We start from the raw sequence: 22,670 nt of genomic DNA on the forward strand, positions 1-22,670 counted from the left end.
AGAATGTCCGTGGTACTGCGTACTCTGGGGGCATGTCCAAACTGACCGCTCTTCACGAGGCTATAACGTGCCTTGAGCGCGTGTGGGCGGATGCTGAGGACTCGAACGATCTTTCGAGAGAGCAACTCGTTTCCGCGACAGACGCCGTTGCGCTCGTGCAGCGCCGGCTGGACGCCGTGCAGGTCGACGTCGCCGCGGGGCTCGCGCGGGAATCACGACCGGAGCTCGGGGCCGGCTCACTCGCGAAGCAGCAGGGATTCCGCACCCCGGCGAAGATGCTGTCGACGACGATGGGCGTCTCGACCGGCGATGCGCTGCGACTGATCAAGGTCGGTGAAGGCACGGCACCCCGAACGGATCTGCTGGGCGCGAAGCTCCCGGCGAAGTATCCGCTGGTGCGCGAGGCGCTGGATCGCGGTGTGCTCAGCGCGCAGGCGGCGGCGGTCGTCACCGCGATGCTCGATCGCTGTCGCGTCGCGGCGGGCGCTGAACGCATCGCCGAAGGAGAGAAGCTGCTGACCGAGGCTGCGGTCGGGCTCGGACTCGACGAACTGCGCAAACTGGTCGTCCGTGCCGAGGCCTGGCTCGACCCCGACGGCATCGAGCCGCGAGAAGAGGAGCGGCGCGCGCAGCGCTCGCTCACCATGTTCGAAAGAGACGGCTATCTGCATGTCAACGGCAAGTTCGATGCCGAGACCGGAGCGCCGATCGTCGCGGCCGTCCGCGGTTTCGTGAGTGCGACGTTCGCGGCCCGCAAAGACGCGGTCGACCCGGATGCACCCGATGCCGATCGCCGCACGGTCGCGATGATCCAGGCCGACGCGTTCAGCACGTTCTGCGCGCACATGCTCGGCTGCGCGGCGAAGGGCCCTGTGCTCGCCGGGGCGACGATCGTCGTGCGGATGAGCCTCGACGACCTCGAATCCGGCACGGGCTCGGCGACGATCGACGGCATGGAGCAGCCGATCAGCGTCTCCGCCGCGAGACGGATGGCGGCGAACGGTGGGGTGATCCCGTGCGTTCTCGGCGGCGACAGCGAGATCCTCGACTGGGGTCGTCGTAAGCGATTGTTCACCAAGGCTCAGCGGCTGGCGCTCGTCGAACGCGACGGCGGGTGCGCGATGTGCGGACTTCCACCCGAGATGACCGGGGCGCATCACATCCGGTGGTGGCAGCGACATCGGGGGAGCACTGATCTCTCCAACGGCGTGCTCCTGTGCGAGACGTGCCACCATCGCATTCACGACAACGGGTGGGAGATCGAGATCGACGGCATCGGTGTCGGTGCGAAGGTGTGGTTCATCCCGCCGCCCTATGTGGACCCGGCGCGGACCCCGCGGCTGGGTGGCCGGGCACGGTTCGACCTCGTCGCATGAGCGACGCGGGCGCGCCGAAGTGCTGGGCGCGTCGCCGTCCGGGCGCGAGAGCGATCCCGTGTGTTCGCCGGGAACTCTTCCCTAACGATCTATAGCGATATATCGTTAACGCACTCGATTCGACACGAACGGGCTTGACGAGAACGGGTGCGCGCCCTGCGCGCCACGATCCAGGAGGTCATCATGAACGATTCGTCCCACAGCGGCGGTTTCGGCTCGAGCTCGCCCTTCGGCGGGTTCGGGGGCTTCGGCTCTGGCGGCTTCGGCGGCTCGAACGGCGCCGGCGGCCCGGGAGCCATGATCTTCGACGCGCTCGACCAGATCCGCAAGCAGTTCGAGTCGCGTCCCGCCGGCACGTCGCGCATGGCGCGCGGAGACGTCCGCGCGGCCGTGCTCTCGCTCCTCGCCGAAGAGCCCATGCACGGGTACCAGATCATCCGCGAGATCGAAGACCGATCCGGCGGATCGTGGAAGCCGAGCGCCGGTTCCGTCTACCCGACCCTGCAGCTGCTCGCCGACGAGGGGCTCGTCGAAGCGCAGGAGCAGAACGGGCGCAAGACCTACTCGCTCACCGAGGCGGGCCGGGCCGTGGCCGATGAGGCCGAGTCGCCCGCGCCGTGGGCGGCCACCGGCGACGGCGCCCGACGCGACGGACGCGGTGGCGAGCGGCCCGGTGAGAGCCAGCGCGCTCTCGCGAAGGCCGGGGTCGACCTCGCCGGAGCCGCGGCGCAGTTCGCCCGCAGCAACCCGGAACAGATCGATCAGGCCGTCGAGATCCTCGAAGACGCCCGCCGTAAGCTGTACGCGATTCTTGCCCAGGACTGATCCGCCGGCTCACCGGCAGCAGGACCAGCACGAGCTCGGCATCGCGGGAGGGCGACATGGCTGACGCAGGACGGCCCGGGCCTGATCGCGCCCGATACCGGCGCATCCTGCGCTTCGCATCTCTCCAGCTCGTGCAGCTGTGGTGGTTCGAACTGTTCCTGCCTCGCATCGGGCTCTCCGGTGTCGCCGAGCGCACCCGCACCGACCGGATGCGGCGGATCGCGCAGCGCTTCCATGTGCTCGCCGTCGATCTCGGCGGCCTCATGATCAAGGTCGGCCAGTTCATGTCCTCGCGCCTGGACGTGCTGCCGCCCGAGATCACCGACGAGCTCGCCGGCCTCCAGGACGAAGTGCCCGCGGTGCCCTTCAGCGAGATCAAGGCGCTCGCCGAAGCCGAGTTGGGCGCGCCGTTCGCGCGCGCCTTCGCCTGGGTCGACGAGAACGCGCTCGCCGCGGCATCCCTCGGCCAGGTGCATCGGGCGCGGCTGTCCGAGCTCGACGCGGCCGACACCGGACTCGAGGACGTCGTCGTCAAGGTGCAGCGCCCCGGGATCGACGAGATCGTCGCGACCGATCTCGCTGCTCTCCGCAAGGTCGCCGGCTGGCTGCGACGGGTGCGGATCGTCTCCGACCGCGTCGACGCACCGGCCCTCGTGGAGGAGTTCGCGCACACCTGCCAGGAAGAGATCGACTACCTGCACGAGGCGGCGAACGCCGAGCGGTTCGCCGAGAACTTTCAGGGCGACCCGCTCGTCGGCACGCCCCGGATCGTGTGGGAGCGCACCACGCGCCGCGTGCTCACGCTCGAAGACGTCACGGCGATCAAGATCAACGACGTGGACGCCCTGCGCGCCGCAGGCATCGACCCGGCGGAGGTGGCGGATGCCTTTGCCAAGGCGATGTTCGAGCAGGTGTTCACGCACAGCTTCTTCCACGCCGACCCGCACCCAGGCAACATCTTCGTGACACCCGTGGGGGATTCCTGGCGGCTGACGTTCGTCGACTTCGGGATGATGGGCGAAGTCCCCGAGGGCCTGCGCGGCGGCCTGCGCTCGCTCGTCATCGCCGTCGCTGCACGCGACGGTCGCCGCCTCGTGAATGCCGTGCAGGAGGTCGGGGTGCTCCTGCCGTCCGCCGACACCAAGGCGTTCGAGAAGGCGATCACGGCGCTGTTCGCCCGGTTCGGCGGCATGGGCTTCGCCGAACTCGCCACCGTCGACCCGCGCGAGTTCCGTGACTTCGCCGTCGAGTTCGGCGACACGATCCGCGCGCTGCCGTTCCAGCTGCCGGAGGGGATGCTGCTGCTCTTCCGCGCTGTCGCCTTGACCTCGGGCATGTGCAGCGGGCTGAACCCGACGTTCAACGTGTGGGATGCGGTCGAGCCCTTCGCCGCACAGTTGCTGCGCGACGAGTCGGGCAGCACGGCGCGGGCGTTCGCGGATGAGGCATGGAAGACCGCGGTGACCACGGCACGCCTGCCGGGCCGCATCGACGCCGTCATCACCGAGATCGAAGAGGGCACCGTCACCTTCGACACCTCGCGGCTCGAACGTCGGTTGGACTCGCTCATGCGCATCGGCACGCGGGTGATCTCGGCGGTGGTCTTCGCCGGTCTCGCGGTCGGAGGATCGCTGCTGATCGGTTCCGTGCCGCCGCTGGGCATCGTGCTGATGTCGGTGTCGATCGTGCCGCTCCTGCACGCCGTGTTCGGCGGCGTCGGGCGACGCTGAAAATCACAACGACAAGCGAATAGGCACGATTGAGTGACTAACAACAAGAGCTAGTGATCAAACGCTTGTCACTCTGCTCCGCGATTTGTCCGAGATGCCGCGACGGGTCGATACTCGTGGCATCCTCGCCCCTCGATCCCTTCGGGAAGACCCGTGTCCTCTGCATCCGCTCGCGCATCCGAGACCAGTGCCGTCGCGAAGACCAGCGTCGCCGTGATCGGCGCCGGCCGACTCGGCCGCGTGCTCGCGCGAGCGCTCGTCCAGGCGGGCTTCGAGGTCGCAGGGCCCCTCGGCCGTGACGAGATCGCTCCGCAGTCCGACATCGCCCTCCTCTGCGTGCCCGACGCGGAGATCCCGGACGCCGCCGCGGCCGCGCGCAGCCGTGCCGGGCTCGTCGGCCATGTGTCGGGTGCGACGACGCTCGAGCACGTGGATCTCAGCATCCACCCGCTGCAGACTTTCACCGGCACGGAGTCGCCCGAGGTGTTCAGCGGCATCGGCGCGGCCGTCGACGGGCGCACCCCCGACGCCCTCGCCGCCGCCGAAGCTCTCGCGCTCGCACTCGGCGCCCGGCCCTTCCGCGTCGCAGACGGCGATCGTGCCGGGTATCACGCAGCGGCATCCCTCGCCTCGAACCTCGTGCTCACGGTCCTCGACGCGACTGAGCGGCTCGCCGCAGACGCCGGGCTGACGGCGGATGACGCCCGCGACCTCTTCACCCCGCTCGTCCGGCGCGCGGTCGAGAACTGGGCCGAGCGCGGTGCGCGCGACGCTCTCACCGGCCCGATCGTCCGCGGGGACGAGGAGACGGTCGAGCGCCAGCGAGCGGCGATCGACACAGCGGCGCCCGACCTGCTGCCGCTGTTCGATGCGCTCGTCGCCCGCACCCGCACGATCGTCGACCGGGAGCTCGTCGCATGAGGATCATCCGCACGATCGACGAGATCCGCGCCGCCGTCGCCGAGGCGCGCGCTGCCGCTGCCACCGATCACACCGTCGCGCTCGTGCCCACCATGGGCGCCTTCCACGCGGGGCATCTGTCGCTCATGCGCCAGGCGCGCGCGGCATCCGATCTCGTGGTCGTCTCGCTGTTCGTCAACCCGACCCAGTTCGGTCAGAACGAGGATCTCGGTGCCTACCCGCGCGACGAGGCGCGAGATGCGGCGCTCGCCGAGGCCGAGGGCGTCGACATCCTGTTCGCGCCGGAACCCGCCGAGATCTACCCCGATGGCTTCGCCACGACGATCCATGTCGCCGGCATCACCGAGGTGCTGTGCGGGGCGACTCGCGGAGCGCATCACTTCGACGGCGTCGCGACCGTCGTCACGAAGCTGTTCGGCATGGTCGAGCCCGATGTCGCCTACTTCGGGCAGAAGGATGCGCAGCAGATCCTCGTCGTCCGCCGCGTCGTCCGCGACCTGAACCTGGACGTCCGGATCATCGCGAGCCCGATCGTCCGCGAGCCGGACGGGCTGGCGATGAGCTCGCGCAACGTCTACCTCGACGAGGATGCCCGTCGTCGGGCGACCGCGCTGAACCGCGGACTGGATGCGGCATCCGCTCTGGCCGGCGCCGGAGAACGCGACGCGATGACTCTCGTCGGAGCGGTCAGGCGGATGCTCGCCCACGTCGACATCGAGCCCGAGTACGTCGAGCTGCGCGACCTGACCGACCTGAGTCCTGTCCCCCGCCTCGACGGCGAAGCCCTCCTGGCCGTCGCCGCCCGCGTGGGCGGTGCCCGTCTCATCGACAACCACATCTTGAAAGCGAGCAGCTGATGCGCCGCACCATGCTGAAGTCGAAGATCCACCGAGCCACGCTCACCGGCAGTGACCTCAACTACGTCGGATCGATCACGATCGACCCCGACCTGCTCGAAGCGGCCGACATCCTCGAGCACGAGCAGGTCCACGTCGTCGACGTCGACAACGGTGCGCGCTTCGTGACGTACACGATCGCGGGCGTCCGCGGTTCGGGCGCGATGCAGGTCAACGGCGCGGCCGCCCGGCTCGTGCACACCGGCGACACCGTAATCGTCATCTCGTACGCCGAGTACGCGCGCGAGGATCTCGAGGGCTACGAGCCGACCGTCGTGCACGTCGACCGGACGAACCGCGTCATCCAGGTCGACGACGCGGTCGACCAGCTGCTCACACCCGCGGTCGGTGCACCGGCATGAGCGTGCACGCCGCGACGGGTCGGCGCCTGACGCTCGGCGACCTCGCCGCGAAGAAGGCGGCCGGCGAGAAGCTCGTCATGGTCACCGCATACGACCACCCCGGCGCGCAGATCGCCGAGGCGGCAGGTGTCGACATCGTGCTCGTCGGCGACTCGGCGGCCATGACCGTGCTCGGCTACGACAGCACGGTTCCGGTCACCGTCGACGAGATGATCATGCTCACCGCGGCAGTGCGTCGCGGACTCCGCACGCCGCTGCTCGTCGCCGATCTGCCGTTCGGCTCGTACGAGGCATCCGACGAGCAGGCGATCGCGACGGCGCAGCGCTTCGTGAAGGAGACCGGCTGCGACCTCGTCAAGATCGAGCGGGGCGGCACGAGCATCGATCGTGCGCGTGCGCTCGTCGCCGCCGGCATCCCGGTCGTGGGGCACGTCGGGCTCACCCCGCAGACCGCGACGTCGCTCGGCGGCTACCGCGCGCAGGGGCGCACGGCGGCGGCCGCGCGGCAGCTCATCGAGGACGCGGTCGCCCTGCAGGATGCCGGATGCTCCATGCTCGTCGTCGAGGCCGTGCCGAGCGACGTCACCGCGGCGCTCATGCCGCACCTGGCGATCCCGGTCATCGGGATCGGCGCGGGACCGGATGCCGACGGCCAGGTGCTCGTCTTCCACGACCTGCTCGGCCTGTACGACGGCCCGGCGGCGAAGTTCGTCAAGCGGTACGCCGATCTGCGCACCGCCGCGATCGCCGGCATCGCCGCCTACGCCGACGAGGTGCGCTCGGGCGCCTACCCCGCGCCGGAGCACGGCTACGGGATGCCGGAGGCAGAGGCCGCGCGGCTGCGCACGGCGACCGCCGGCTGAGGTCCGCTACTCGCCGTCGACGATCTCGACCGTGACTCCGTCGCCCTCCAGGAGTGCGAGCTGTTCGGCCGTGGCGTGTGTGGTCGGAGTGCGGAGATGATTTCCGAATCGACCTCTTGACACGGCATCCGTCCGGGCATAACGTACAACCAAATGGTTGCACAAATGGAATTGAGCGAGACGGAGATCGACCGTGTCTTCCACGCACTGGCGACGGCGACACGACGTGACATCCTGCGCCGCACGATCGCCGAGGAGCAGTCGGTGTCGACCCTCGCTGGCGACTACGACATGTCGTTCGCGGCGGTGCAGAAGCACGTCGCCGTCCTCGAGGCCGCCGGCCTCATCATCAAACGCGCCGAGGGACGCGAGCGGCTCGTCCGCGCGAATCCCGAGATGATCGCGCGCGCTCGGGCGCTGCTGGCCCGATACGAAGAGCTGTGGCGGGCGCGCATCTCCCGCCTCGACGAGCTGCTGTCTGAATCCAACGAAGGAGTATGAGCAATGCCTGTCACCGATATCACCACCGATCCGCGGAATCTCACGATGACGCTGACCGCCGAGTTCGCCGCCCCGGTCGAGCGCGTCTGGAACGCGTTCACCACGGCCAGCCAGCTCGAGCGCTTCTGGGGACCCCCGGGTTGGCCCTCGACGTTCCGTGAGTTCGACCTCACGGTCGGCGGTCACGCGCAGTACTTCATGACGAGTCCGCGCGGCGAGAAGTCATCCGGGTCGTGGGAGTTCACCGCGATCGACGAACCGCGCGGCTTCGAGGTCATCGACTCGTTCGTCGACGACGACGGCAAGCCGCTCGACGGTTTCCCGGCGATGCGGATGAGCTTCACGTTCGAGTCGACCGCCGAGGGCAGCCGGATGGTCAACACCAGCTACTTCGACAGCGCCGAGGCGCTCGAGCAGGTCGTCGCGATGGGCGCCGTCGAGGGCTCGCGCATGGCGATGGCGCAGCTGGATGCCGTGCTGCAGGACCTGCGCGAATACGCCGAGGGCAAGGGCACCCGCGTCGAGCTGCTCGACGACACCCACGTGCGCATCACCCGGCTCGTGAACGGTCCGCGCGAGCTCGTCTGGCGGGCGCACCACGAGCCCGACCTCGTCCGGCAGTGGATGCTCGGACCGGACGGCTGGGAGATGACGGAGTGCACCGTCTCCACCACGGTCGGCGACAGCTATCGCACCTCGTGGGCGCCTGTCGGCGACACCGAGGGCGAGCCGTTCGGCTTCGAGGGTGAAGTGCTGCTCGTCGACGCTCCGCGCCGCGCGGTCACCACCGAGCGAATGCAGGGCCAGCCGATCGAGACGCTCAACGACCTGAACCTCTATGAAGAGGACGGCGCCACCCTCGTCACGGTGCTCATCGAGTACCCCGACAAGGACACCCGCGACATGATCCTCGCCACCGGCATGGCCGACGGCATGGAGCAGTCGTTCGCCCGACTCGAGCGCGAGGTGCTGGAGCCCGCGCGGTCATAACTCCTCAAGAGTTGCTGCTTCGGCCCCGGATCCGGTGGATTCGGGGCCGAACTGTTCCGGTTCTGAGGAGTTATGCACCCTACCGTTGCGCGGCCAGCCGGATCGGCGCGTTCGCGCCGCCGTACCCGTCGTAGCCGCCGCGGCGCTCGACCACCTCGAAGAAGACGTCTCCGATCGTGCGCGTGTAGAAGTGGATGAACTCGCCGTGCGCGTCGCGGTCGTAGAGCAGATCGAGCTCGCGCAGCGATGCGAGTGTTTCGTCTGGCAGATCGAACCGGGCGGCGAGGTCGTCGTAGTAGTTCGCGGGGATCCGCAGGTGATCGATGCCGCGCTCCCGCGCCCGTCGCGCAACCGCGAACACATCACTGGTGCGCACCGCGACGTGTCGTGCCGGCGGCTTCGCGGTCGGGGGAGCGAGGTTGATGGGAACGCGGAGGATGCCGTCGGGCGTCCGCATCACCTGACTGCGGATGAGCCCCAGAGGACCGGGCACCTCGGCCGGAGCATCCGGACGCAGCGCCAGCGCGCTCGACATGAACAGCACCGCCTCGTCGAAGTCCTGCCACGCGTAGGCGAGGTTGACGTGATCGATCTCGCCGTCCAGTCCTCCGACGACACCCGTCCCCCCGGTAAACTCCTGCAGCCATGAGCCCTCGATCGGCGACGAGCTCCAGAACACCTGCGTGCCGTCCGGCGCCGCGACGCCCTGCAGATCCTGCTCGCCCTCGTACGTCCGTCGGAAGACCGACGGCGACCCGAGCGCGATGGCCCGCGAGAGGTGGCGGCGCTGTGACTCTCCTGCTCCTCGCCCTGGCGATCGCGATCCTCCTCGCGATCCGCGTTCCCGTCCCCTTCGCCTTCCTCGGCCCTTCGCTGGTCTACATGGCGATCGAAGGCCAGTCGCTCGGCATGGCACTGCGCACCGTGACCAACGCGGCCAGCAGCTTCCCGCTGCTCGCCGTCCCGCTGTTCATCTTCCTCGGCGCCCTCGCCAACCACGCCGGCATCGCCGATCGGCTGTTCCGCTTCGCTCAGGCCCTCCTCGCGAACGTCCGCGGCAACCTCGGCTACGTCGCCGTCGGCACGAGCGTCGGCTTCGCGTGGATGAGCGGATCGGCCGTCGCAGACGAGAACATCCACCACGGCGAGTTCATCAAGCGCCTGGACGGTCTGCGGACTCTGAATCAGCCCGCCGTCGACGTCCTCGAGACCGTGCTCGAGCGGGGGAGGTCCGAGGGCTCGCTGCGCACCGACGTGGACGCGCTCGATGTTCACCTGCTCATCAGCTCGTACTGCTTCTTCCAGGTCGCCAACCAGCACACCTTCGGCTACTTGTTCGACCGCGACCTGCTCGCCCCCGAGCGTCGCGAGCACCTGCGGTCGATGATCGGCGACGTCGTCGTCGCCTGGATGACCGCGACGCCCTGACTCAGATCAGGCGGCGCAGCGCCTGCTCGAGCGAGATGTTCTGCGCGTCGGCGCGGTCGCGCAGACGGGAGTGCTCGTCGGGCGTGAGGGTCACGTGCAGATCGATGGCGGATGCCAAGGGCCCTTCGATGGGCTCAGATGCGTCGAGATCGTTGAACAGCGACGACGTCTCTGCCCAGAGCGGCTGCGACGACGGTGCGCGCGACTCTTCGGGTGCCGGCGCCGCGACCGCGCCACCCATCGTGAACCCCGGGCCGCGGTTCGGCTCGCGCCCTGCCTGATACGCCTTCGCCGCGGCGTTCGCGCGCTCATCGGCGGCCTCGTTCAGATCGTGGCCCGCATGCCCCTTCACCCACGCGAACTTCACGTCGCGGCCCTGCATTGCGGCGTCCAGCGCCTCCATGAGGTCGCGGTTGAGCACAGGCGCGCCGTCGGCCTTGCGCCATCCGCGGCGCTTCCACCCCGGCATCCACTTGGTGATCGAGTCGATCACGTACTTGCTGTCGCACATGATCAGCAGCGACTCGTCTGTGCCGGCGGTCGCCCGCAGCAGCTCGAGCACCGCCTGCAGCTCGCCCTGGTTGTTCGTGCCGTGCGGTGACCCGCCCGCCGCCCAGTTTGCGTCGTCGATGTACCAGGCCCAGCCGTTCGGGCCGGGGTTGCCGAGGGCTGAGCCGTCTGCCGCGGCGGTGATCGTCATCCTTCAACCGTAACGGGCGACAGCGCGGCTTCAGACTCGTCGGAACACGTAGTACCCGACCACGGCGCCGTGATTCACGACGCCCTCGCCAGTGCCCCACATCCGCGCCGAGGTCGTCGCTCCGCTCTCGACGAAGGTGAACGCGCTCGACTCCAGCCGCCACCCGATCTTCTCGACCTCGCCGAGGAAGTAGCCGATGCTCTCGTCGTGCGTCGCGGTGTTGCCTGCCGATCCGAAGGACGATTTCTCGCCCGTGAGCAGGCTGACGTCCACGGCGATCTGCAGCAGGTCATCGCCCCGCTCGTAGGTGTGGTGCGCGAGCCCCAGCAGTCTGGATGCCTCGTCGGCAGTGGGCATGATTCCCCCTCGTGTCCGTCCTGCCGCACAGCCTACGGCTGACGCAGCATCGACAGCAGGAGCGTCGCCGTCTCCGCCGCCGACAGCCCGGTGAGCACGGGCAGCTCGAGCACGTACCGTCCGAAGATCACGCCGATGATCGCCGTCGCCATGCGCCGCGCCCGATCCTGCCCGAACTGTGCGGCCAGGCTCTCGAACACGGTGTGCTGCAGGTACGACGAGAGCACCGACGATCGCGGGTCGTCGGCGGCGAGGCCGCGTGCGAACGATGCCAGGCGTGCACCGTGCTCCGGATGCTCCCACACCAGCACCAGCCCGTGCACGAGCCGCGCGAGATCGAGTCGCCCCTCGGCGTCCCTGGCCGCGTCGATCACCTGATGCGGTGCCGCGCGCAGCGATACGGCTGCGGCGAGGAGGCCGTCGCGGGAGCCGAAGTGGTAATTGACCAACGTGTGGGTGACGCCGACTTCATCGGCGAGGCGTCGGGCTGAGGTCGTCGCCAGGTCACCGGCCTCGAAGTGCCGGTGCGCGGCATCCAGAAGCAGCGCGCGGGCATCCCCGCCTCCTGCCGGTCTGCCGACTTTATTGACCATGCGTGCATCCTCGCATCCGGAGGGCGACGGTGGACTCATGAGCACTCACATCGAAACTGACTGCGTGATCGTCGGCGGCGGCCCCGCCGGACTCATGCTCGCGCTCGCACTCCTCCGGCACGGAGTCGAGGTCACCGTCGTCGAGAAGCACGCCGACTTCCTGCGCGACTTCCGCGGCGACACGATCCACCCGTCCACGCAGGAGCTCCTGGCCGATCTCGGACTTCTCGACGACTTCCTCGCCCGCCCGCACGACGACATGCCGCGCGTGAGTGTGAGCTGGCAGGGCGCCGAGCTCGTGCTCGCCGACTTCACTCGGCTCCCCACCCGTCGGAAGGTCATGACGTTCATGCCGCAGTGGGACTTCCTCGATCTCCTCGCGGACGCCGCTGCGCGGCATCCGGGGTTCGTGCTCCTCCGCGAAACCCGTATCGGCGGGTTGGTCCGCGACGGCGGCCGGGTCGCCGGCGTGACGGGGACGGGCCCGGACGGCGAGGTGACCATCCGGGCGCGACTCGTCGTCGACGCCTCCGGTCGGGACTCCGACATCCGCGCCGCCGCCGGTCTGCAGCCGCAGGGCGTCGCGGCCTCGATGGACGTGCTCTGGTTCCGCCTGTCCAAGCAGCCCGGCGACGCCTATCCATTCATCCAGGCGGGCTCCGGCATGATCATCACGATCGACCGCGGCGACTTCTTCCAGATCGCCCACGTCATCCCCGCCGGCACCTGGAACGGCGCCGACGCCGACCTGTCGGCCATGAAGGACCGCATCGCAAGGATCTCCCCGCGCATGGCCGATGCCGCGGCCGCTGTCGCGGCGGACGACGTGCACCTGCTGCGCGTGCGTCTCGAGCGGTTGCGCCGCTGGTACGTCGACGGGATGCTCTGCATCGGCGATGCCGCGCACGCCATGTCGCCGGCGGGCGGCGTCGGGATCAACCTCGCGATCCAGGATGCCGTGGCCGCGGCTCGCATCCTCGGCCCGGTGCTGCGCGCCGGCTCGCCGACGACCGCCGACCTGCGGCACGTGCAACGGCGCCGCACTCCGCCGACGCGCGTCACGCAGTTCGTGCAGCGCCGACTGCAGGGCCCGCTGATCGCCGAGCGCGCCCCGGATGCTCCGTTGCCCCTGCCGCTGCGCCTGCTGCGCGACCATCCGCGGCTCGCGCATCTGACCGGACGGTTCGTCGGCCTCGGCGCCCGGCCGGAGCGACTCGACGAGGCGCTCTAGGGGCGCTCGATCTTCACGACGGTGGTGCGCTGCACGCCCGCATCCGTCGGCGATTCGAAGCGCACCGGCATCCCGGGATGCGCCGTCGCGAACCAGAAGACGTCGGGTTCGGCATCCGCCGAGGCGCGCACCTCGTAGCGCAGGCAGCCCACGCGTCCGATCGGCAGATCCAGAGTCTCGGAAGACAGCGTCGTCTGCTCGGCGGGGAACGCCGCGTGCCCCTGCAGTTCGCGCCAGGTCACGCGCGAGCTCGCGATCTCGCCCTGGACGATCCCGGTCGGGCCCGACGTCCATCGCTCCAGCGTCGCGCCCTCGTCGTCGAGGTCGCGGAACCGGTTGACGCGGTGAACCGTCGTGCCGTCCGGCTCCTCCACGACGATGCGGATCGTCTTGCCGCCGCGCGCCGCATCGCGGATCTCGTCAGCCGTGAACGGGGTCGGCAGGAGCCCGGGGCCCAGCACATGCGGGTCGGGTTCGGCGGGATCCTTCGGCGCGGCATCCGATGCCTCAGCGGCCTCCGGCGCCGGCGGCGCGACGGGGAACACGACCGAGGTGTACTGCGCGCCGAGCCCGACGGCGAGCGGATCCACGTCGGGCGCGGCATCCAGAACCTCGGCGGCATCCCTCGGTCCACGCGGTTCACCGGGCAGTGCCGCCCAGGTGTTCTCCTCGTCCTTGCGCTGAGAGAAAAGTCCCATGGCGTCCTTCAGAAATCGGCGATGATGATCTTCTTCATCCCCATCATCTTCGCGTACGCGCCCGGCGCGGCATCCGTCGCCCCGTCGGGGCGGGTCGCCGTCGAAGCGCAGCGGGTCTGTTTGCGCCACGGCGGGCACCCGTGTTTATGGTGGAGCGATGACGTCACTCGCAGAACTCGCTCCCGACTGGTCCTCGTGGGTCGGCACTCTCGTCAGTGCCGCCGTCGCGGTCGTGCTGGTCTCGGTCGCTGTCATCGTCGTGCGGTTCATCGCCGGGCGCGCGCGCGGACGCTCGGCTTGGATCGGTGATCTCGAACGGCGAATCCGCGTGCCGGCCATGACGCTGGCGTTCGTCGTCGCGTCCTGGATCGTGTGCGCGACGACGGCCCCGGCGGCGCTGTCGTGGTGGGAGGTGCTCGAGCGCATCCTCTTCATCGCCTCCGTCCTCGTCGGTGCGTGGCTGCTGTCCACGCTCGTGACGTTCGGCATGGAACGGCTCATGCAGTACGACAGCAGACGCGACGCCACGAGCGCGGAGGCCCGGCGCCGCCAGACGCAGCTGACAGTGCTCAACCGCCTCGCCGTCGTGCTGGTCGGGGTGATCGCCGTCGGCGTCGTGCTGTTCTCGTTCCCGGAGGTGCGGGCGGTGGGCACCAGCATCCTGGCGTCCGCCGGCGTGGTGAGCATCATCGCGGGACTGGCTGCGCAGTCGACACTCGGCAACCTCATCGCCGGCGTCCAGATCGCTTTCACGGACTCGATCCGCGTGGGCGACGTCGTCGTGATCGAAGGCGAATGGGGGCGGATCGGCGAGATCAACCTCTCCTATGTCGTCGTCTACATCTGGGATGAGCGCCGGCTGATCCTGCCGTGCACGTACTTCACCTCGCAGCCGGTGGAGAGCTGGACGCGCAGGAGCGACAAGATCCTCGGCACCGTGTTCATGGACCTGGACTGGCGAGTGCCGGTGGATGCCGTGCGCGAGAAGTTCATGGAGATCGTCGAAGGGTCGGCCGCGTGGGACCGCCGCAAGGCCGGAGTGGTCGTCACCGGCTCCGAGGGCGGTCACGTCACGCTGCGCTTCACGATCTCAGCGAAGGACTCCGACGACCAGTGGGACCTGCGGTGCCTCGTGCGGGAGAAGATCATGACCTGGCTGCAGCAGGAGCACCCTGAGGCGCTGCCCGTCACTCGGGTGATGCTGGATCCTCCTGCGGCGGGATCGGACTCGGCGCGGGTGTAGGCGAGGGCGACGGGCTGTCGGCCTCGCGCACGGCCTCGACGAGCTCGCGCCAGGCGCCCTGCAGCTCCGAGTCGGCGAGTTCGCGTTCGCGCTCCTGCTGCGGCATCCGCACCTGGATGCTCCACACGTAGCGATCCGCCCCCGGATCCTTCTGCGGCGGCGCGTCCCACGGGCAGCGCTCGATCAGGCCTACCCAGACCTCGATCTCCGGCCGCGGCGGCGAGACCCGCCACCGGCGGCTGATGCCGGCGACACCGCCGGATCGGACGACGATGACGACCAGCCGATCATCGTCATCCGGCGCGTCGAGCTCCTTCGGCATCCAGCACTCCCACGGTCGTCCAGGCGTCGCGAACTGCGGCGGTCACCTCTTCACCGTACTCGCGCTCGGCCGCTTCGACAGTGGCGTCCGCGAAAGCGCGGAACGTCGCGGCCTGAGACAGGCCACCGGTCAGGGCGCGGTACCAGACCGTTCCGGCCTGCTCCCAGGCGTGGCCGCCGAGAGTGCGCGCGGTCAGCGCGAAGGCGCGATTCGGGATGCCGGAGTTGATGTGCACACCGCCGTTGTCCTCGGTCGTCTGCACGAAGTCGCTCATGTGCGCGGGCTGCGGGTCCTTGCCGAGCTCATCATCGTCGTAGGCGGTGCCCGGTTCGATCATCGACCGCAGCGCCTGCCCCTGCACCTCGTCGGTGAAGATGCCCGCGCCGATCAGCCAGGTCGCCTGATCCGCAGTCTGCCCCTCGGCGTACTGCTCGGTCAGGGCGCCGAGCACGTCGGCGATCGACTCGTTCAGCGCGCCGGGCTGCCCCTGGTACTCGAGGTTCGCGGTGTGCTGGATCACGCCGTGCCCCAGCTCGTGCCCGATCACGCTGATCGATCGGGTGAAGCCCTGGAAGACCTCGCCGTCGCCGTCGCCGAACACCATGCGCTCGCCGTCCCAGAAGGCGTTGTCGTAGTCGGTGCCGTAGTGCACGGTCGCATCGAGCCCCGCTCCGGCCCCGTCGAGGGAGTTGCGCCGGAACGCCGACAGCAGCATCTCGAACGTCGCGCCGAGTCCGTCGTACGCCTCGTTGACCGACGCGTCCTCGGCGGGCGGATCGTCCTCGGCGCGCACCACGACGCCGGGCAGCGCCTCCGTGCCGTTCGCATCGCTGATCGTGCGGTTCGGAGCATCCGACAGCTCGGCCACGAGGTCGCCGTGCTCATCGATCGACAGGTTGAGGCGAGCGCGGAACTGGGGTCTGCCGGCGATCAGCGTCTGGCGGGCAGCATCCGCCGCCTTCGTGAACCGGCCCGACTGGGCGAGGCGGGCGAGGAGGTATGCCGGAATGATGCCGTGTGCGCTTTCCATGGGGCCGACGATACGCGGGGCCGCCGACAGAGTCACGGCCGCCGCAGGAGCACGCCCTCCCAGGTCGCTCGCGTAGAATCGGCATGGTGACCGAACCCTTCGACAGGCTCAGGGACCGCGAAGGGGACGACCTCGGCGACGGCCTCGACCCCGACGACCTCGCCACCACGCTCCGGGTGCTCGCATCGCTCGATTCGATGAGCGAGCAGCATCCCGACTACATCGCCGTCCGCCGCGCGACCGGACGGATGTTCAAGGCCGTCAAGCGCGCCCGCCGCAAGGAGATCCGCGACGCGATCGCCGAGGCCGACAAGGCGGTCGTGGCGAAGACCGCGACGGGTGCCCCGGACCGCATCGACGACGAGACCCGCGGCAACGACCTCGCCTCCAGCGTGGATGCCCCGAGTGCGGGCGAGCTGCGGAGGCCCCGCAACTGCTACATCTGCAAGCAGCCGTACACGCTCGTCGACGCCTTCTATCACCAGCTCTGCCCGGACTGCGCCCGCTTCAGCCACGCCAAGCGCAACGCGCGCACCGACCTGACCGGACGTCGCGCACTCCTCACCGGCGGGCGGGCGAAGATCGGCATGCACATCGCCCTGCGCCTGCTCCGCGACGGCGCCCATCTCACGATCACGACCCGCTTCCCGCGGGACGCCGTGCGCCGCTTCTCGTCGCTTCCGGATGCCGCCGACTGGCTGCACCGCCTGCGCATCGTCGGCATCGACCTGCGCGACCCCGCTCAGGTGATCGCGCTCGCCGACTCGGTCGCGGCTCAGGGGCCGCTCGACATCCTCATCAACAACGCCGCGCAGACCGTGCGGCGCTCGCCGGGTGCGTACTCGCTGCTGGCGGATGCCGAGATGCAGCCGCTGCCCGACGGACCGCTGCCCGAGATGGAGACCTTCGGACACACCGCCGACCCGCACCCGCAGGCGCTCGAGGCGTCCGTCGCGGCGAACCCGCTGCTGTCGGTGGCATCCCTCGGCGGCACCGTCGCCGAGCAGGGCGGCCAGGCGCTGACGGCCGAAGACCTCGCCCGCCTCGCGATGGCGCCAGGATCGTCGTCGCTCGCGAAGCACGCCGACGGCTCGGCCATCGACGCCGGCGGCCTCGTCCCCGACATCGACCACGTCAACAGCTGGGTGCAGTCGGTCGAGCAGGTCGATCCCCTCGAGATGCTCGAGGTGCAGCTGGCGAACACGACCGCGCCGTTCCTCCTCATCAGTCGGCTGCGAGCGTCGATGGAGGCATCGGACGCCCACCGGAAGTACGTCGTGAACGTCTCGGCGATGGAGGGGCAGTTCTCGCGCCGGTACAAGGGCCCGGGGCATCCGCACACGAACATGGCCAAGGCCGCGCTGAACATGCTCACGCGCACCAGCGCCGGCGAGATGCTCGAGACTTCCGGCATCCTCATGACCGCCGTCGACACCGGATGGATCACCGACGAGCGCCCGCACCACACCAAGGTGCGCCTGGCGGAGGAGGGCTTCCACGCCCCGCTCGACCTCGTCGACGGCGCCGCCCGCGTGTACGACCCAATCGTGCAGGGCGAGGCCGGCGTCGACCTGTACGGCGTCTTCCTCAAGGACTACAAGCCCAGCCCCTGGTGAGGTGCGGCGCCGCGAGTGCATGACACTTCGGGGGCCGACACGCCAGATGTCGGACCGATTCGGCCGAAGCATCCGACAAGTGGCGTGCCGGCCCCCAGCGTGTGCCGGGTCTCAGCCCTCCGCTACGGGTGACCAGGCATCGGTCCCGACCTTGGCCGGAAGCACCTGGTCGGTGAACCGTTCGAAGCGGAATGCCTCCAGCACAGGGGACGGCTCGCCGCTCATCACCTCGTCAGCGGCGAGCTCGCCGAGCACGAGGCCCAGCGTCGCCCCCGAGTGGGTGAACAGCGCGTACAGCCCGTCGACTCCGGGCACGGGACCGGCTACCGGGTCGCCGTCGCCGGGGATGGGCTTCCATCCGGCTCCCACGTGCGACGCCGTCAGAGTCGGCCTCCCCGCCAGCACCTTCGAGGCTTCGTCCAGCAGTCCGTGAATCGACTCGTCGGGCACCTCGATGGTGCCGTCGTCGCCGACCACGATCGACTCCTCGGCCCACGCCGCATCCAGCACCAGCCGGTTGTCGGGCGTCGGGCGCACCGCCACCCGAGGCGTGTTCAGCACGGTCTTCACGGTGAAGTCCACCGGATCCGTGAACAGGACGAATGCGGCGGGCGAAGCATCGGGAACGGTGACGCCGAGCGCGACCAGGTGCGCCGGAACCGCGGGCCCGGTGGCGAGGACGACGCGATCCGCTGCGACCGCGGACCCGTCGCCGAGGATGACACCGGCCGCCGTGCCTTCGTGCACGTCGACGCGGACCTCGCCGGCGTTCTCGATCACGGTGGCGCCGGCGTCCCTCGCCTCCGCCACCAGCACGGCGATGATGTCGGGCAGGCTCACCCATCCTTCGCCGGGGTTGAAGATCGCGCCCTCGTCGGCGATCGCGGCGGCGTCGACACCGGGCGCGAGTCGCTCGATGTCGTCCCGGTCGATCCACAGCGAGTCGTAGCCGACCGATCGCTCGAACTCGAACGTTCGGCGGAAGCTGTCCTCAGGGCCTGCCCACTTCAGCGCCCCGTCGAAGCGGAGATATGCGCTGCTGTCCGTGTGTCTCGCTGCCCAGGTGCGGTACCGGTCGATGGCCAGCAGCCGCAGGTAGTGATAGGCGGACGAGCGATCTCCGGACGAATTGAGCCACGCGATCGAACGACCGGAAGCGCCGTCGGCGAGGGAGCCCTGGGTGACGAGGGTCACATCGGCGCCCGCACGAGCGAGATGGGCTGTGGTCGAGGCGCCGAGGATGCCTCCGCCGATGACGATGACCTTCTTCGAACCGGTTCCTGACATGGTGTTCCTCACTTCTTGGTTCTTGACACTGCTGCTGCGCGAGCTGCGGCGATCAGGCGCAGGCCGGCGACGGCGTCTGCCGGATCGACGGGGACCGGCGACCCGCTGTTGATGGAGGCCGCGACGCCGGCGTAGAAGCGCTCGTACTGTCCGCGCGCCATCGGCACGGTCTTGCTGTCGTCGCCTGTGGTGAACGATCCCCACTCGTCCTGGTCGCGTTCGCCGAAGCCGGGATCGCCTGGTCGCCGTCCGGCGACCAGCGCAGGCTCCTGGCCATCCAGCCCCCACGAGACGTACGCCCCTTCGGAGCCCAGTACGCGGAACCGCGGCCCGGGCTCCGCAGTCACCGCACTCATCCACAGGTGCGAGCGCACGCCGGACTCATGCTCGAGGGCGACGAACGCGTCGTCGTCCGCCGCGACGCCCTCGCGCAGCGTGTCGATCTCGGCGTACACGTCCACGACCGGACCGAACAGGTGCAGCGCCTGGTCGATGAGGTGCGGTCCGAGATCGAACAGGATGCCGCCGGCTTCGGCGACCGGTGCCTCTGCCTTCCATCCTTCCGGCGCCTGCGGCTGCCACCAGGTGAATCGCGACTCGAAGCGGCGGATCTCGCCGAGACGCCCGGACTTCACCAGGTCGCTCACAGTGAGGAAATCGCCGTCCCAACGCCGATTCTGGAACACCGTCAGCATCAGGTCTCGAGCCGCGGCGATCGCGATCAGGGTTTCGCCGGTCTCCGCGTCGGCGACGAACGGCTTGTCGACGACGACGTGGTAACCGGCACGCAGCGCCGACTCGGCGTGAGCGGCATGGCTGCCGCTTGGCGAGGCGACGACGACCAGATCGATCGAGTCCGCCATCTCCCACAGGGCGGCGGTATCGGCGAGGATGCGGGCCTGAGGATGCTCGCTCGTCGCACGCTCGACGCGAGCGGGATCGCGCGTCACGATCGCGTCGATGCGGAAGGCCGGATCGGCGGCCAGAAACGGCGCGTGGAAGAGGCCCCCCGCGGTGCCGAAGCCGATGATCGCTGTGCGGATGACCATCAGAGGACCTCGGAGAGGAACAGCCGCAGCCGGTCGCTCTTCGGGGCGTCGAAGATCTCGTCCGGAGTTCCCGCCTCGACGACTCGGCCCTCGTCCATAAAGACGACCTGATCTGCGACCTTGCGCGCGAAGCCCATCTCGTGAGTGACGACGAGCATCGTCATGCCGCGCTGGGCGAGCTCTGCCATGAGGTTGAGCACACCCTTGACCAGCTCGGGGTCGAGCGCGCTCGTCGCCTCGTCGAAGAGCATGACCTCGGGTTCCATCGCCAGGGCGCGTGCGATCGCCACACGCTGCTGCTGCCCGCCGGAGAGGTCGCGCGGGCGATGGTCTGCGCGCTCTGCCAGGCCGACCTCGGTCAGCCGTGCGAGCGCGATGCGCCGGGACTCTCCCTTGGACATCTTCTTGACGTTGCGCAACGCGAGGGCGACGTTCTCGAGCGCGGTGTGGTCGGGGAACAGGTTGAAGTGCTGGAACACGAGACCGACGCGACGACGCAGCACATCCGGCTTCAGGGCGAGGGCGTCGTCGTCTGCGAGCATCACCCTGCCCGCTTTCGGCTCGTGGAGTCGGTTCACACCGCGTAGCAGCGTCGACTTGCCCGATCCGGATGGTCCGATGATGCAGGTGGTCGTGCCGGGTTCGACGGCGATCGACACATCGCGGATGACGTCGATATCGCCGTACGCCATCACGAGGTTGTCGATCTGCAGGCGCGATCCTTCGTAGAAGCGGCCCTCTGTCACGGGGAGCGGGGAGGTGTAGGTCATGTGTTCTCTCCTTGGGCCAGTGCGGGGCTCACGGGCCTCTCATCGATCTCGTCCAGACCGCTCTTGGGCGGGGTCGCCTTACGGCGCCCGGTGCGGAATCGGTTGTCGAAGTAGTTCACGAGGTGCGTGAGCGGCACGGTGATCACGAGGTAGAAGACGCCGGCCAGGACGAGCGGCGACAGGTTTCCGGTCAGCACGGCGGCGTCCTGTCCCACGCGGAACAGCTCCCGTTCGCTGACGAGCAGCCCGAGGAAGTACACGAGGCTCGAATCCTTGACGATCGCGATGAACTGATTGACCAGGGCGGGCAGCACCCTGCGGATCCCCTGCGGAACGACGACGAGGCGCATCGCGCTGCCGTATGTCATGCCCAGCGCGCGGCACGCTTCCAGCTGCCCCCGTTCGACGCTCTGGATGCCGGCGCGGAAGATCTCGCCGATGTAGGCGCCGGCGATCAGGCTGAGCGCGAGGATGCCGAGTGGATACGGAGACGGTCCGAAGAGCTGCTGACTGATCCTGGCGAAGCCCTGGCCGATGAGCAGGATGGTCAGAATCGCGGGAAGTCCGCGGAAGATGTCCGTGTAGATGCGTGCGGGCAGGCGCAGCCATGCGGTGCGCGAGACGCCCATGATTGCGAGGATCATGCCGATCACGATGCCCAGCAGTGTCGCGAACACCGAGATGACGAGGGTGTTCACAAGACCGATGCCGAGCAGCTGCGGCAGGACCGCGATCATCGCGTCGAAGTCGAGGAACGTCCTGATGAGGTTATCGAGCCAATCCATGCGGATCTCCCTTCGGGCTGTGGGTGCGGGCAGCGCCCGCACCCACAGCAGCCGTTACTTGCTGTCGCCGGTGTCCTCGCCCTGCTCATCGCTGGGCAGGTACTGGTCGGGCATCGGGGAGCCGGGGAACCACTTCTGGTAGAGCTCCTTCCACGTGCCATCCTCCATCGCGTCGTGGAGCGCCTCGTTCAGAGCATCCTTGAACTCGTCGTTGCCCTTGGCGATCGCGAATCCGGCCGGCGCGTCGAACGACGGGATGTCGATGGCGTTCTCCAGACCGTACTGTTCGGCGTACTCCTTCGCGGCCTCGTAGTCGAGGAAGTGCGCGTCGATCGCGCCGCTGTTGACGGAGGAGATCGCGGAGTTGTTGTCGGGGAAGCGCACGAGTTCGGTGTCGGTGAAGTTCTTCACGGCGTACGCCTCCTGCAGGGTGCCCTGCACGACGCCGAGCCGCTTGCCCGCGAGGCTCTTCTCGTCGGTGATGCCGCTGTCGGGGCTGGCCATGACGGTGAGGTATCCGGCGAGGTAGCCATCCGAGAAGTCGACCGTCTGCTCGCGCTCTTCGGTGATCCCGATCGCCGCGACGCCGACGTCGAACTGCCCGTTGGCGACAGCGGCGAGCAGTCCGGAGAAGTCCTGGCCGGTGAACACGACGTCGTCGATGCCGATGCGCTCGGCGACATCGGTGAACAGCTCGACGTCGAAGCCGGTGAACTCACCGCTCGCGTCGGTGAATGTGTACGGCTTCGAGTCGCCCAGGCTCGCAACCCGGATCTGGCCGGGCGTGATCAGGCCGTACGGGTTCTCGTCCTGGTCACCGCCGCCGGCTGAGGCGTTGCCGGTCGAGCTGCAGGCGGTGAGCGCCAGGGCTCCTACTACTGCGGCGGCGACTGCGAAGCGACGGAATGTCAGGGTTCTCTTGGCCATCGGATGGCTCCTCTCAGAGGACTGCACTATCGGAACGGGGTGGACGCTGTGGCGAAGCTCGGCTAAATTGAGACCGGTCTCAGTTCTGCGTTGAGTTGGACAGTACACGGCAGAGATCGGGCCGTCAATAGGGTGGAACCCGACGATGAAGTGAAAGGGCGGCGAGCGGT

At 69.0% G+C, this 22,670-nt stretch carries 25 protein-coding genes; 13 read left to right on the forward strand and 12 right to left on the reverse strand.

The features are described 5' to 3' along the window. The first annotated feature begins 32 nt into the window (after positions 1–32). The 9 genes from AB0269_RS11025 (at position 33) to AB0269_RS11065 (ending at position 8,464) form a co-directional block, all read left to right on the forward strand. Positions 33–1,376 carry a DUF222 domain-containing protein gene (locus tag AB0269_RS11025; protein WP_366211237.1) on the forward strand — a complete coding sequence of 448 codons (1,344 nt, stop codon included), beginning with the start codon at positions 33–35 and terminating at the stop codon, positions 1,374–1,376. A gap of 183 nt (positions 1,377–1,559) precedes the next feature. Further along, complete coding sequence (locus AB0269_RS11030; RefSeq protein ID WP_366211238.1) at positions 1,560–2,201, forward strand: archaellum operon transcriptional activator EarA family protein; 642 nt, start codon at positions 1,560–1,562, stop codon at positions 2,199–2,201. 56 nt (positions 2,202–2,257) lie between these two features. Next, positions 2,258–3,931 carry an AarF/ABC1/UbiB kinase family protein gene (locus tag AB0269_RS11035; RefSeq protein WP_366211239.1) on the forward strand — a complete coding sequence of 558 codons (1,674 nt, stop codon included), beginning with the start codon at positions 2,258–2,260 and terminating at the stop codon, positions 3,929–3,931. 153 nt (positions 3,932–4,084) lie between these two features. After that, entirely contained in the window at positions 4,085–4,852 is a 768-nt protein-coding gene (locus AB0269_RS11040) for a Rossmann-like and DUF2520 domain-containing protein (protein WP_366211240.1), read from the forward strand. Next, positions 4,849–5,709: a pantoate--beta-alanine ligase gene (panC, locus tag AB0269_RS11045; RefSeq protein WP_366211241.1), complete on the forward strand. Its 861-nt coding sequence runs from the start codon at positions 4,849–4,851 to the stop codon at positions 5,707–5,709. The genes AB0269_RS11040 and panC overlap by 4 nt, the downstream gene beginning before the upstream one ends. Continuing rightward, on the forward strand, positions 5,709–6,110 hold the full coding sequence (panD, locus tag AB0269_RS11050; RefSeq protein WP_366211242.1) for an aspartate 1-decarboxylase: 402 nt from the start codon (positions 5,709–5,711) through the stop codon (positions 6,108–6,110). Before panC ends, panD begins: the two co-directional genes overlap by 1 nt. After that, positions 6,107–6,973 (forward strand): 3-methyl-2-oxobutanoate hydroxymethyltransferase, encoded by an 867-nt coding sequence (panB, locus tag AB0269_RS11055; RefSeq protein WP_366211243.1) that lies wholly within the window; start codon positions 6,107–6,109, stop codon positions 6,971–6,973. Before panD ends, panB begins: the two co-directional genes overlap by 4 nt. Before the next feature lie 153 nt (positions 6,974–7,126). Further along, positions 7,127–7,474 carry a helix-turn-helix domain-containing protein gene (locus AB0269_RS11060; RefSeq protein ID WP_366211244.1) on the forward strand — a complete coding sequence of 116 codons (348 nt, stop codon included), beginning with the start codon at positions 7,127–7,129 and terminating at the stop codon, positions 7,472–7,474. Between the two features lie 3 nt (positions 7,475–7,477). Beyond that, positions 7,478–8,464, forward strand: a complete 987-nt coding sequence (locus AB0269_RS11065) for an SRPBCC family protein (RefSeq protein WP_366211245.1) — start codon at positions 7,478–7,480, stop codon at positions 8,462–8,464. A 79-nt stretch (positions 8,465–8,543) separates the two neighbouring features. On the opposite strand, the gene AB0269_RS11070 is transcribed toward AB0269_RS11065, so the two are convergent. Beyond that, the gene (locus tag AB0269_RS11070; RefSeq protein ID WP_366211246.1) at positions 8,544–9,143 is read right to left on the reverse strand and encodes a hypothetical protein; all 600 of its coding nucleotides are present in this window, start codon (positions 9,141–9,143) and stop codon (positions 8,544–8,546) included. 110 nt (positions 9,144–9,253) lie between these two features. On the opposite strand from AB0269_RS11070, the gene AB0269_RS11075 reads away from it, so the two are divergent. Then, complete coding sequence (locus AB0269_RS11075; protein WP_366211247.1) at positions 9,254–9,892, forward strand: TRAP transporter large permease subunit; 639 nt, start codon at positions 9,254–9,256, stop codon at positions 9,890–9,892. A gap of 1 nt (position 9,893) precedes the next feature. Here the strand turns inward: AB0269_RS11075 and AB0269_RS11080 are convergent, their stop codons facing one another. The 3 genes from AB0269_RS11080 to AB0269_RS11090 are packed head-to-tail and all read right to left on the reverse strand — an operon-like array spanning position 9,894 to position 11,542. Beyond that, the gene (locus AB0269_RS11080) at positions 9,894–10,592 is read right to left on the reverse strand and encodes a ribonuclease H (RefSeq protein WP_366211248.1); all 699 of its coding nucleotides are present in this window, start codon (positions 10,590–10,592) and stop codon (positions 9,894–9,896) included. Positions 10,593–10,622: 30 nt separating this feature from the next. Continuing rightward, the gene (locus tag AB0269_RS11085) at positions 10,623–10,949 is read right to left on the reverse strand and encodes a hypothetical protein (protein ID WP_366211249.1); all 327 of its coding nucleotides are present in this window, start codon (positions 10,947–10,949) and stop codon (positions 10,623–10,625) included. Between the two features lie 32 nt (positions 10,950–10,981). After that, a complete protein-coding gene (locus tag AB0269_RS11090) occupies positions 10,982–11,542 on the reverse strand; it encodes a TetR family transcriptional regulator (RefSeq protein ID WP_366211250.1) in 561 nt (186 codons plus the stop codon). Between the two features lie 37 nt (positions 11,543–11,579). On the opposite strand from AB0269_RS11090, the gene AB0269_RS11095 reads away from it, so the two are divergent. Beyond that, positions 11,580–12,773 (forward strand): FAD-dependent oxidoreductase, encoded by a 1,194-nt coding sequence (locus AB0269_RS11095; protein ID WP_366211251.1) that lies wholly within the window; start codon positions 11,580–11,582, stop codon positions 12,771–12,773. Here AB0269_RS11095 and AB0269_RS11100 read toward each other — a convergent pair. Then, the gene (locus tag AB0269_RS11100) at positions 12,770–13,471 is read right to left on the reverse strand and encodes a hypothetical protein (RefSeq protein ID WP_366211252.1); all 702 of its coding nucleotides are present in this window, start codon (positions 13,469–13,471) and stop codon (positions 12,770–12,772) included. The two genes, AB0269_RS11095 and AB0269_RS11100, sit on opposite strands and share 4 nt — an antisense overlap. Positions 13,472–13,628: 157 nt before the next feature. Here AB0269_RS11100 and AB0269_RS11105 point away from each other — a divergent pair, with 157 nt between their 5' ends. Next, positions 13,629–14,714 (forward strand): mechanosensitive ion channel domain-containing protein, encoded by a 1,086-nt coding sequence (locus AB0269_RS11105; RefSeq protein WP_366211253.1) that lies wholly within the window; start codon positions 13,629–13,631, stop codon positions 14,712–14,714. On the opposite strand, the gene AB0269_RS11110 is transcribed toward AB0269_RS11105, so the two are convergent. After that, positions 14,659–15,036 carry a protealysin inhibitor emfourin gene (locus tag AB0269_RS11110; protein WP_366211254.1) on the reverse strand — a complete coding sequence of 126 codons (378 nt, stop codon included), beginning with the start codon at positions 15,034–15,036 and terminating at the stop codon, positions 14,659–14,661. The genes AB0269_RS11105 and AB0269_RS11110 overlap by 56 nt on opposite strands. Continuing rightward, complete coding sequence (locus tag AB0269_RS11115) at positions 15,008–16,066, reverse strand: M4 family metallopeptidase (RefSeq protein WP_366211255.1); 1,059 nt, start codon at positions 16,064–16,066, stop codon at positions 15,008–15,010. The genes AB0269_RS11110 and AB0269_RS11115 overlap by 29 nt, the downstream gene beginning before the upstream one ends. Positions 16,067–16,149: 83 nt before the next feature. Between AB0269_RS11115 and AB0269_RS11120 the strand changes: the two genes are divergently transcribed. Then, positions 16,150–17,682 (forward strand): SDR family NAD(P)-dependent oxidoreductase, encoded by a 1,533-nt coding sequence (locus tag AB0269_RS11120; protein ID WP_366211257.1) that lies wholly within the window; start codon positions 16,150–16,152, stop codon positions 17,680–17,682. A gap of 111 nt (positions 17,683–17,793) precedes the next feature. Here AB0269_RS11120 and AB0269_RS11125 read toward each other — a convergent pair whose 3' ends face one another. Genes AB0269_RS11125 through AB0269_RS11145 form a run of 5 tightly spaced genes read right to left on the reverse strand, consistent with a single transcriptional unit; the run spans position 17,794 to position 22,500 of the window. Then, positions 17,794–18,969, reverse strand: coding sequence for an FAD-binding oxidoreductase (locus tag AB0269_RS11125; protein ID WP_366211258.1), 1,176 nt, complete (start codon positions 18,967–18,969; stop codon positions 17,794–17,796). A gap of 8 nt (positions 18,970–18,977) precedes the next feature. Beyond that, a complete protein-coding gene (locus AB0269_RS11130; protein WP_366211259.1) occupies positions 18,978–20,018 on the reverse strand; it encodes a Gfo/Idh/MocA family oxidoreductase in 1,041 nt (346 codons plus the stop codon). Further along, entirely contained in the window at positions 20,018–20,788 is a 771-nt protein-coding gene (locus tag AB0269_RS11135) for an amino acid ABC transporter ATP-binding protein (RefSeq protein ID WP_175987152.1), read from the reverse strand. Before AB0269_RS11135 ends, AB0269_RS11130 begins: the two co-directional genes overlap by 1 nt. After that, positions 20,785–21,573 carry an amino acid ABC transporter permease gene (locus tag AB0269_RS11140; RefSeq protein ID WP_247963153.1) on the reverse strand — a complete coding sequence of 263 codons (789 nt, stop codon included), beginning with the start codon at positions 21,571–21,573 and terminating at the stop codon, positions 20,785–20,787. Before AB0269_RS11140 ends, AB0269_RS11135 begins: the two co-directional genes overlap by 4 nt. 54 nt (positions 21,574–21,627) lie before the next feature. Then, on the reverse strand, positions 21,628–22,500 hold the full coding sequence (locus AB0269_RS11145) for an ABC transporter substrate-binding protein (RefSeq protein ID WP_247963154.1): 873 nt from the start codon (positions 22,498–22,500) through the stop codon (positions 21,628–21,630). Positions 22,501–22,670: the final 170 nt, after the last annotated feature.

It is taken from the genome of Microbacterium sp. NPDC077644, assembly GCF_040702785.1.
Taxonomy (GTDB): domain Bacteria; phylum Actinomycetota; class Actinomycetes; order Actinomycetales; family Microbacteriaceae; genus Microbacterium.

Coding starts and splice junctions, on each gene's coding strand:
- AB0269_RS11025 (WP_366211237.1), top strand. CDS start 33: ATGTCCAAACTGACCGCTCTTCACGAGGCTATAACGTGCCTTGAGCGC.
- AB0269_RS11030 (WP_366211238.1), top strand. CDS start 1,560: ATGAACGATTCGTCCCACAGCGGCGGTTTCGGCTCGAGCTCGCCCTTC.
- AB0269_RS11035 (WP_366211239.1), top strand. CDS start 2,258: ATGGCTGACGCAGGACGGCCCGGGCCTGATCGCGCCCGATACCGGCGC.
- panC (WP_366211241.1), top strand. CDS start 4,849: ATGAGGATCATCCGCACGATCGACGAGATCCGCGCCGCCGTCGCCGAG.
- panD (WP_366211242.1), top strand. CDS start 5,709: ATGCGCCGCACCATGCTGAAGTCGAAGATCCACCGAGCCACGCTCACC.
- panB (WP_366211243.1), top strand. CDS start 6,107: ATGAGCGTGCACGCCGCGACGGGTCGGCGCCTGACGCTCGGCGACCTC.
- AB0269_RS11060 (WP_366211244.1), top strand. CDS start 7,127: ATGGTTGCACAAATGGAATTGAGCGAGACGGAGATCGACCGTGTCTTC.
- AB0269_RS11065 (WP_366211245.1), top strand. CDS start 7,478: ATGCCTGTCACCGATATCACCACCGATCCGCGGAATCTCACGATGACG.
- AB0269_RS11080 (WP_366211248.1), bottom strand. CDS start 10,592: ATGACGATCACCGCCGCGGCAGACGGCTCAGCCCTCGGCAACCCCGGC.
- AB0269_RS11085 (WP_366211249.1), bottom strand. CDS start 10,949: ATGCCCACTGCCGACGAGGCATCCAGACTGCTGGGGCTCGCGCACCAC.
- AB0269_RS11090 (WP_366211250.1), bottom strand. CDS start 11,542: ATGGTCAATAAAGTCGGCAGACCGGCAGGAGGCGGGGATGCCCGCGCG.
- AB0269_RS11095 (WP_366211251.1), top strand. CDS start 11,580: ATGAGCACTCACATCGAAACTGACTGCGTGATCGTCGGCGGCGGCCCC.
- AB0269_RS11100 (WP_366211252.1), bottom strand. CDS start 13,471: ATGGGACTTTTCTCTCAGCGCAAGGACGAGGAGAACACCTGGGCGGCA.
- AB0269_RS11105 (WP_366211253.1), top strand. CDS start 13,629: ATGACGTCACTCGCAGAACTCGCTCCCGACTGGTCCTCGTGGGTCGGC.
- AB0269_RS11110 (WP_366211254.1), bottom strand. CDS start 15,036: ATGCCGAAGGAGCTCGACGCGCCGGATGACGATGATCGGCTGGTCGTC.
- AB0269_RS11115 (WP_366211255.1), bottom strand. CDS start 16,066: ATGGAAAGCGCACACGGCATCATTCCGGCATACCTCCTCGCCCGCCTC.
- AB0269_RS11120 (WP_366211257.1), top strand. CDS start 16,150: ATGGTGACCGAACCCTTCGACAGGCTCAGGGACCGCGAAGGGGACGAC.
- AB0269_RS11125 (WP_366211258.1), bottom strand. CDS start 18,969: ATGTCAGGAACCGGTTCGAAGAAGGTCATCGTCATCGGCGGAGGCATC.
- AB0269_RS11130 (WP_366211259.1), bottom strand. CDS start 20,018: ATGGTCATCCGCACAGCGATCATCGGCTTCGGCACCGCGGGGGGCCTC.
- AB0269_RS11135 (WP_175987152.1), bottom strand. CDS start 20,788: ATGACCTACACCTCCCCGCTCCCCGTGACAGAGGGCCGCTTCTACGAA.
- AB0269_RS11140 (WP_247963153.1), bottom strand. CDS start 21,573: ATGGATTGGCTCGATAACCTCATCAGGACGTTCCTCGACTTCGACGCG.
- AB0269_RS11145 (WP_247963154.1), bottom strand. CDS start 22,500: ATGGCCAAGAGAACCCTGACATTCCGTCGCTTCGCAGTCGCCGCCGCA.